This window comes from Verticiella alkaliphila (assembly GCF_018904615.1).
Lineage (GTDB): Bacteria > Pseudomonadota > Gammaproteobacteria > Burkholderiales > Burkholderiaceae_B > Verticiella > Verticiella alkaliphila.
Window position 1 is genome coordinate 1 of sequence record NZ_JADCNH010000091.1, and the last position, 2,697, is coordinate 2,697.

Genomic DNA, 2,697 nt, shown 5'->3' on the forward strand with positions numbered 1-2,697 from the left:
CGGGAAGGCGAACGGCCTGGGTGCGGTTGTTGGTGAATATCGTGCCGACAGACATGATGCCCCCTGACGTGTTTTGCCCGTCATGCCAGACGGCGTGGGCGCAAAGACACCGTCTGCCGGGACACCGGCGGCAGCTTCCGCCGCGGCCAAGCGCTGCGATACGGCTGCGCGCTCGACCAGCCAGTAATCGAACACCCGACGCGCGATCGGCGCGGCGGTCGACGAGCCCCAGCCCCCATTCTCGACGAGCACGGCCAGCGCGATCTGCGGCTTGTCCGCCGGCGCGAAGGCCATGTAGAGCGCGTGGTCGCGCAGCCGCTCGGCGACGGCGCTCGCGCGGTATTTTTCGCCGCGCAGGCTGAAGACCTGGGCAGTGCCGGTCTTGCCGGCGGCCACGTAAGGTGCGCCCTCGAAGGCACGGCGCGCCGTACCGGTGCGGTTCACGTCGGCAAGCGCAGCCTTCACGAGATCGATGTGGCGGCGCTCGAGCGCGATCGTGTAGCTTTCCTTGGGTACCGTGAGCACTTCGGATTCGTGCTTGCTTGCAAGAATGGACTTCACGACGTGCGGCTTCATGTACACGCCGTTGTTGGCGAGCACGGCGGTGGCCTGGGCGAGCTGCAGGATCGTGAACGCGTTGTAGCCCTGGCCGATGCCCACGGACACCGTCTCGCCGTTGTACCAGCGCTGGTCCTCGGGCTTGCGATAGTTGCGCGCCTTCCAGTCGGTCGAGGGCAGCACCCCGGCCTTCTCGCCATCCAGGTCGATCCCGGTGATCTGGCCAAAGCCGAACGGCTTCATGAAATCATGAATGCGGTTCACGCCCAGCTCGCTCGCCAGCGAGTAATAGTAGGTGTCCGAGGACACCACCAGCGACTTGTGCATGTTCGTGGCGCCGTAGGCCACGCTGCCGGCATTGCGAAAGCGGTGCCCGGCGAGCTCGAAGAAGCCCGGGTCGTGGATCACGTCGTTGGGGCCGCGCACCTTGTACTCCAGGCCGGCGAGCGCCATGAAGGGCTTGTACGTGGAGCCGATGGGGTAGGTGCCCGACAGCGGGCGATTGATGAGCGGGCGATCCGGCGAATCGGAGAGCGCGCGCCAATTGTCGATGTCGATGCCGTTCACGAAGAGGTTCGGGTCGAAGGACGGCTGCGACACGAAGGCGAGCACGTCGCCCGTGGCGGGCTCGATGGCCACGATGGCGCCGCGCTGCGTGCCCAGGGTGGCCTCGGCGATGCGCTGCAGGTGGATGTCCAGCGACAGGCGCAGATCTCGGCCGGCGACGGGCTCACTGCGGCGCAGCTCGCGCACCGGGCGCCCGCGCGCGGTGACTTCGAGCGCCACGGCGCCAGCCTGGCCATGCAGCACTTCCTCGTAGGACTTTTCCACGCCCTGCTTGCCGATGTGCTGCGTGCCCCGGTAATTGGCGGTGCGACCTTCTTCCTCGAGACGCTGCGCGTCCCCCTGCGAGATGCGGTTGATGTAGCCAATGACGTGGGCGGCCGTCTCGCCCTGCGGATATTCGCGCATCCAGCGCGACTCCAGATTCACACCCGGAAAGCGGAAGCGCTGGGCGGCAAAGAGCGCGGCTTCGGCCTCGGACAGATTCACGCGTAGCGGGATGCTCTCGAAGCGGCTGGAATCCTGGCGCAGCCGATGAAAGCGTCGGCGGTCACCCGGCGTGACCGGGATGACCTCGGCCACCGCATCGATCACCTCTTCGAGGCGCGACACCTCGGCAGGCACGATCTCCAATGTCCACGTGGACACGTTGCGCGCGAGCGGCACGCCATTGCGATCGAAGATCTCGCCGCGACGCGGCGGAATGGGCTGCACCGAGATGCGGTTGTTGTCAGCGCGCGTGACGTAATCGCCATGCTGCACCACCTGCAACCACCAGAACCGCGTCCCCAGCACGCCGAAACACACCAGCGCGACCACGCCTGCGACCAGCAGGCGCAACCGGAACTGCCGGGTTTGCTCGCGGTGATGGTTGAGTTCGACCATGTAAGACTGAGCGAAGCGAGACGGAAGGCACGCACGGACAAGCGCGTGCGATCAGAGTAGGGCGAAGCGACTAGGCGGGATCGGCGCCATCGGCCAGGCGTTGCGGCAACTGCAGCAACCAGGTGAGCAGCGGCCAGAGCACGGCAGTGGTCATGCAATCGAAGATCCACCACCAGCCGGGCGCGGACAACGTGAGGATACTGCGCAACCCCACCATGACGGCCGTGGCGACCACAAATACGGGCAGTACGTGCAATGTCTGACCAAAAAGGCCGAAGCGTACGATGCGACCGCGCAACACGATAGCCCAGTACACCAGTAATGTATAGACCAGGGCATATTCACCCAGCAGCCGCGCATTGTGGACATCCAGCAGGATCCCGCCCATGAAGCCGACCAGCATGCCCACGCGGCGCGGTGCATGCACGCACCAGAAGAACAGCACCACGCCAAAGAAATCCGGCACGCCGGGCCAGCGCCCCCAGGGCAGCAGATTCAGCAGGAAGGCCACGAACAGCGTGAGGGCGATGAAGCCGCCGCTGGCCGCACGCAGCAGACGCTGCGGCGTCATCGTGCGGCGCGGCGGCTTGTGCGAAGCGGCAGGTGATCGCGAATTCGACATGCATCAGCCTCCGGGCGCCGCAGGCGCGGGCGGTGTCGCGGGGGTCCGCGGGGCCGGGCGGGCAGGGC

General features: G+C 66.5%; 2 protein-coding genes. Both read right to left on the reverse strand.

Features of this window, described 5'->3' with window-relative positions; genetic code table 11:
* Window positions 1–2,007: penicillin-binding protein 2 (mrdA, locus tag IMZ29_RS22305; RefSeq protein WP_216188465.1), on the reverse strand; the 2,007-nt coding region annotated here is incomplete at its 3' end.
* A gap of 70 nt (window positions 2,008–2,077) precedes the next feature.
* Window positions 2,078–2,629, reverse strand: coding sequence for a rod shape-determining protein MreD (mreD, locus tag IMZ29_RS22310; protein WP_216188466.1), 552 nt, complete (start codon window positions 2,627–2,629; stop codon window positions 2,078–2,080).
* Between the last annotated feature and the right edge of the window lie 68 nt (window positions 2,630–2,697).